The sequence below is a fragment of the Mesorhizobium sp. M1E.F.Ca.ET.063.01.1.1 genome, assembly GCF_003998155.1.
Classification (GTDB): Bacteria; Pseudomonadota; Alphaproteobacteria; order Rhizobiales; family Rhizobiaceae; genus Mesorhizobium.
Genome location: NZ_RZSC01000344.1, coordinates 1 through 6,077 on the forward strand (window position 1 = coordinate 1; position 6,077 = coordinate 6,077).

General features: G+C 58.8%; 6 protein-coding genes and 1 pseudogene. 4 read left to right on the forward strand and 3 right to left on the reverse strand.

Annotation, left to right across the window (positions count from 1 at the left end; all coding sequences use genetic code 11):
* The 3 genes and pseudogenes from EOA29_RS21885 to EOA29_RS21895 all read left to right on the forward strand — a co-directional run.
* Positions 1–522, forward strand: a pseudogene (locus EOA29_RS21885) (3-oxoacyl-ACP synthase); the annotation flags it as partial.
* On the forward strand, positions 522–1,457 hold the full coding sequence (locus tag EOA29_RS21890) for a DUF4150 domain-containing protein (RefSeq protein WP_127221486.1): 936 nt from the start codon (positions 522–524) through the stop codon (positions 1,455–1,457). The pseudogene EOA29_RS21885 and the gene EOA29_RS21890, both read left to right, overlap by 1 nt.
* A 3-nt stretch (positions 1,458–1,460) precedes the next feature.
* Complete coding sequence (locus tag EOA29_RS21895) at positions 1,461–2,300, forward strand: hypothetical protein (protein WP_127221488.1); 840 nt, start codon at positions 1,461–1,463, stop codon at positions 2,298–2,300.
* A 55-nt stretch (positions 2,301–2,355) separates the two neighbouring features.
* Here EOA29_RS21895 and EOA29_RS21900 read toward each other — a convergent pair whose 3' ends face one another.
* The 3 genes from EOA29_RS21900 to tssI are packed head-to-tail and all read right to left on the reverse strand — an operon-like array spanning position 2,356 to position 5,455.
* Positions 2,356–2,691, reverse strand: coding sequence for a hypothetical protein (locus EOA29_RS21900; protein WP_127221490.1), 336 nt, complete (start codon positions 2,689–2,691; stop codon positions 2,356–2,358).
* Entirely contained in the window at positions 2,691–3,116 is a 426-nt protein-coding gene (locus EOA29_RS21905; RefSeq protein ID WP_127221492.1) for a DUF6484 domain-containing protein, read from the reverse strand. Before EOA29_RS21905 ends, EOA29_RS21900 begins: the two co-directional genes overlap by 1 nt.
* A gap of 11 nt (positions 3,117–3,127) precedes the next feature.
* Positions 3,128–5,455, reverse strand: a complete 2,328-nt coding sequence (gene tssI, locus EOA29_RS21910) for a type VI secretion system tip protein TssI/VgrG (RefSeq protein ID WP_127221494.1) — start codon at positions 5,453–5,455, stop codon at positions 3,128–3,130.
* Positions 5,456–5,765: 310 nt separating this feature from the next.
* Here tssI and EOA29_RS21915 point away from each other — a divergent pair.
* Positions 5,766–6,077 (forward strand): FHA domain-containing protein (locus EOA29_RS21915; protein WP_127221496.1); only part of this gene is annotated, 312 nt, incomplete at its 3' end.

Sequence of the window (6,077 nt, forward strand, 5' to 3'; positions counted from 1 at the left end):
GAACACTACCGCAAGAACAACCGACTGCTGGCGCCCGAAAATCCCAACGGCTTTATTCCGGGCGAAGCAGCTGCTGCGGTTTTGTGCCTTCGATCGGAGCGCGGCGGCTTTCGGCTCTTCGGCCTCGGCCTGGCCCGCGAGGTTGCGTCGATCTACAATGCTGAAGACTTGCCTCTGCGCGGTGATGGTATGACCGCGGCGTACGATATTGCTTTCAAGGAGACCGGCATCGAGATGAGCAGACTCGGTTATCGCATAGCCGATCTGATTGGTGAGCAATATTGGTTCAAACAGAGTGCGCTGGCGAGTTTACGCCTATTGCGTGGCCGTCACGATTTTCAGGATCTGTGGTCCCCAGGTGAATCGCTTGGCAATGTCGGCGCGGCAGCAGGTCCGCTGATGATTGGCATGGCTTGGACGGCGGCCCGCAAAGGGTACGCCGCCGGCAGTCCTGTCCTAATCGAAGCATCAAACGATGCCGGCGCCTGCGGCGCTGCACTGTTTGCGATGAGATCCGCCTGATGAGCAATGTCTTCGCAAACGGCCTGGAAATTTCCGGCAAGGCGGTGAACGCCCAGACAATCGCCGCATTCCCCGATGTTTGCTTCACACCACCCGAAAACCCGGCGACCCCCCCTGGTGTCCCCATTCCCTATCCCAGCTTCGGGATGGCCAGCGATACCGAGCAGGGGACGAGCACGGTCAAGATCGGCGGCAAGACCGTCAACATCAAGAACAAATCCGACTTGTCCAGAACGTCTGGGACAGAGGCGGGCTGTGCTGCGAAAAAGGGCGTTGTCACGTCGAAGAACACCGGCAAGGAGTACTTCAACTCGTGGTCAAATAACGTGAAATTCGACGGCGAGCCGGTTATCCGGAATACAGACCTTGCCACTAACAACCATGCTTCTCCCGTCGGCAACACTCCACCTTGGGTTCACATAGCGGCCTTGTCCGTGGGCGGGCAGAACTGCCTGGCGTTGCTTGCCTCAATTGATATCCACGTGCACCCCTATGACGAGGCCGACAATCACTGCAAGAAGGGCAAGCAGCAGTCTGACCACGTCATCCAAAATGCCTTCTTCGAACCCGACCGTGGCGGTGGACCGATAAGCGCATTCCCTCGTTATACCGAGGGCGATGCGCCCTGCATTTGTCTCAACGATGGCAAGAAGAGAACCACTCAGCACGGCAAGAAATCCCGCAAGCAGATCAAGCGTGCGGCGGCCCAGCGCCGGGCGGCCGGCGCCGGCAAGTCAGGAGCCTGTTCGCAGAGTTACGCCGACGCCCGCGATGCCGAACTGCAGCACACGGCAGAAAGCCTGCCTAAGCTGGCCGCCAGCCCTGACGCACAGGAATGCCTTAAGGCCATATGCGACACTTATTTCAAATGGGCCACCAGAAAGCGGAGCCAAGACCGGCTCGACGAAGTTCAATGCGACGTACCAAAGGTGTGAAGGATGGAATGCACCGACGCACACATCGCTGTGAAAGACGCGTTTTATTGCTTGTTTTACGAGGAGATCGGCCCCGGAAATCATCTTTCGCGGATCTATCATTTCAGCGGTCGACGCAATCCACAGGTGAGGCTCGTGGCCGAGATCCGCGAATGGGTAGCATCCATCTGGGCTAACCGAGCCGGCACGCTATTCGGCTCAGTCTGGGACGGTCAAATCCTCTCGATCGGAGAAAGGGTCGAGCCGATCGCCAGCGTCGATCTGCTGGGGACAATCAAACTCACGGGTTTCGCGGACGAGCCTCAGTTCATCATGGGCGAAGATGGCCTCATCTTCGAGAACCGACGCGGCGCATGGCAACGAATCCCGTTCCGCGGCAAGTATGATGTCTACTCCGTCGCGCGAAGAAAAGCGGATGAGTATGTATTTGCTGCCTCAAGCGGCAGGATCATTACCTATGCCGCCGGAACCGCCTCGGTTGAGCATCTTCCGACAAACGTCGATTTACACGGGATCGCCTTCACCACACCGGAAAAAGGCGTGGCAGTTGGAGATGAAGGCGTCGCTTTTCTATACAGCTCAGGCTCTTGGACCGACATTTCCGAAGATCGCCCAAGCCTGCAGGATGTTCACGCTTTCAAAGGTCGATTACTGACCACGTTAGAAGCTGAAACCATCGACGAGATTGCTGGGGACGGCTCCTTCGCTACGCTTTATGACAGGCCAGGGTATTATCTCTCCTCGAATGATGACTTCTGCGTAACCTTCGATGATGAGGCGGCTCATGTCTTCGACGGCAACCGATGGACTTCGGTTCCGTTCTCCGGTCTGGTCCCGCTCTAAAAATGGTTGGTCTGGCGGCCCAAACACTCGCCCGAACGACGCAGGCAAGATTTGCTTATTCTCTATTGGAGATGAGCCAAGCGCGAACTCTTGCAGCGTCAAGATCCACAATCCTCGGTGGATTCGGTACGGATAACATGCGAACTACAAACAATTCTCCCAGTTCGGGGTATTCAGCGTAACGCTCGTTTGCAATTTCGCTGCCGATTTCACCAGCCACCTTTAATCCATCAAGATGCGCCTCCAGTCTCTCAATCAGACGGGCGAGGCGCACACCATCCATATCAGGATTTTCGTCAGGATGGAGCAGATGGTGGTCGTAAACGGTCCATAGGAATGCCGCCATCTCGGCATGCTGGCGGACAATTTCGCGAAGAACGGGCGCGGGCATCAGTTCAGATTGACCGAGCCACCGCGGATACGATTTGTCGCGCTGGCGTGGCTTGTCAAATAGGTACCTCGTATGGTGATGTGACCATCCTTCTCCATAACGATGGTCGCCTTGCCGCAGCGAAGTTCGATACGTTCGTTGGCGGTAATTCGAACCCGTTCACCGTCTCGAATGACCGTCGAAGTGCCTGACTTGTGACCGGGATCAATGATCCGCCCCACAATAAGTGGTCGACCGGGATCTCCGTCCTGAAACAGCAGAGCTACTTCAGCGCCAATCATTTCCGAGGTGAGGTCTGCAAGGCTACGCGCGGGAACAGCCGTCTCTCGCAGGTTGCCCGGAAAGACGACCAGGGGGGCATTCTCGCCGAAGCCCAGGAATATACCGATAACTACTCCGTCGATCCGTTCGGCCGCTCGTGTCATTGCTAACGCCCTCAATTCTGCTTTATTTCCGAACCTTTCATCGTGATGTCGCTCGAAGCCTTCACGTTGATCTTGCCTGACCCTTTGACAATGATATCCTTGCCTTCGATCGTAATCGTGCCGTCCTTCTTCATGCCGATAGCAGCTGACCCGCACTTGATAATGATTGAGTCTCCCGCGTCGATCACCAAATCTTTCCCAACCTTGATAGCACCATCTTCGTTAATCTCGACCACGCTGCCTTTGCCAATCTTGAGCGCGCGTGCGCCAGCCACTTGCGTAGCGTCGTCTTCCGCAATCTTGGCGCTGCGGCCTTTGCCGATCTCCGTGGTCTGCCCGCCTCCAATCTTAAAACTCTGATCGGCACCGACATTGACACTCTGGCTGGCACCGATATTCCAGCTATCGGAAGCGCCGATGTCATGGCTCTGCGTGGTTCCCACCGTCACCGATCGCGATACGCCGATCGTGTTCGTCTGCGAGGCGCCGACGGTTCGCGCCTCAGCCGCCCCCACCGTATCGACACGCGCGGCGCCCACCGTCACCGTCTGCACCAGCCCAACCGTCTGCGAATGGTTGGCGTCTATGTTTTCCGTCGAGTTCGCAACAACGTGGATCGTCTCATTGGCCATAACCGTCAGCGAGCGGTTCGCGCCCACCGTCTCGGTGTCGTTGCTGCCGATATTTGTCGTCTGGTCGACGCCCACCTTGACCGTCTTGTTGTTGCCGACGTCCTCGTCGAGGTTGTGGCCGACGGAGTGCTTGGCGTCGTGGTCGATGCGGTCGGACTGGTCGTGCTGCACCGTCTTGTTGCGGTCGTGCTTGATCAGCAGGTGGTGGTCTTTCTGCGCTTGAAAATTGACCAGCTCGGAGCCGGCCTTGTCCTCGAACATCAGCTCGTTGTAACCGCCGCCGCCCTTCGAGGAGTTGGACTTCCAGCCCGATTGCGTGGCGTTGCCCGGCAGGCCGTAGGGCGGCATCTCGGCGGCGTTGTAGACGCGGCCGGTGATGATCGGCAGGTCCGGGTCGCCCTCGATGAAATCGACGATGACTTCCTGGCCGATGCGCGGGATCTGGATGAACCCCCAGCCGCTGCCGGCCCAGGTCTGCGACACGCGCACGAAGCAGGAAGAGTTCTGGTCCTTCTTGCCGAGGCGGTCCCAGTGGAACTGCACCTTCACCCGCGCATATTTGTCGGTGAAGATCTCCTCGCCCGAAGGACCGACCACCGTCGCCGTCTGCGGTCCGCGCATGATCGGCCGCGGCGTGATGCGCGGCGGCCGGTAGGGCAATTTGGTGGGCGCGACGCCCAGCACGACCCTGAAATTTTCGCTGTAGGCCTCGTTCTGGGTTCTGTAGCCCGGATCGAACAACCGGTATTCGGCGCTGATCACCAGATAGTCCTGGTTCTGGTCGTCGCGCGGAAAGCTCTCGAGCTTGAACTTGCAGCCGGAAAAGAGGCCGCGCACGGTGCCCACCGCCGTGCAGCGCTGGTGCACCGCCTGAAGTTCCTCGCGGCGAACCCCCGCGATCGTGTCGCCTCGCCCGACATCGAGATGCGCGCCGGGCTGGCGGTAGTTCTCGCCCGCGGCCTCCTTGTGGCTGAACGGCTGGGCGGACTTCGCCATCAGGTCGGCGCCCGGCTTCTCGAAATCATAGTCGGTGTGAGCATAGGCGCCCGGCCGCACGGAACTGCCCGGAATCCATTCGGTGATGTATTCGACATCGCGCCGCGAGCCCTGACCCTCGAAATTATAGAGCACCTTCTCATAGCCCGGCGCCGGCTTCAGCTTGCTCATCGCATCGCACAGAATGAGCGTATGCTTGCCCTCGTCATGCTCGAAGAAATAGAAGATGCCCTCGTGCTCGAGCAGGCGCTGCACGAAATCCAGATCGCTCTCGTCATACTGCACGCAATATTCGCGCTGGGGATAAGACCCCTGCAGCCGCTTCTCGAATTTCGCGATGCCATATTTGGAGAAGATTTTTTCGACGATCTCGACCGCCGTCATATTCTGGAAGATGCGGCAATCGGTGGTGTTGCCGAGGAACCAGAGCCATGGCCTCACCTCCGCTTCGTAATAGGCCAGCCGATCCTCGATGCGGGTGAGCTTGAAATCCGACACGAGGCCGCTGAACCAGCGCTTCGGGTCGGATTCGCCTTCGACCGAAACGGCGCCGCCCAGCATCTTCAGCGGGTCGACATCATGGCTCTTCGAGACGAAGCCGACCGTATAGGCGAAACAACGGCTGATCTCGTCACGGCCGACGAGATGGGTGAAGGTCAGCAGATCGCCGCCAAGCGGCGTCTGCACAACCGTGGCGCGTTCGTTCGGCATGGGTCGTGCCCCTCCTGGACGCGGCCGCCAGTATGATGGATTGAAGCCCCCGCTATGTTAACCGCATCACGTTCGGGAACTTTTCGCACCCCACCGTACCGGACCACTTTCAGCCTAGCACAGGTTTGCTGGCAGCCAAACAACAGCGATGGCTAAACGGCACCGATGCGTCCGTGTGAAACGCTCCTCTCCCGCCGCGCCTGTAAGCTGCTAGAATGCTGGAGCAATTCCGGGAAAAGCGCGTAGCGGTTTCCGTCCGGAATCGCGTGGAAGATAAGTATTTATTGACCAAGTTCGGCGACGCTTCCGGATGTTCATCTCTCTCCAGATCAGCAATGTCGACAAGCTGCCCCCGGGCACCGCGACGAGCTACGCCGCCCGCGACCGCAGCTTCGAGATCGGACGCGAGAATTGCGACTGGACGCTCGCCGATCCGGACAAGTTCATTTCCGGTCGGCATTGCGAGGTCCGCTACCAGGCGGGCGGATTCTGGCTTTACGACATCTCGCGCAACGGCACCTTCATCAACGGTGCCAGCCAGCGTATGGCCGGCCCGCACCGGCTGGCGCATGGCGATCGAGTGCTGATCGGCCGCTATGTCGTTTCGGTCTCGATCGACGAA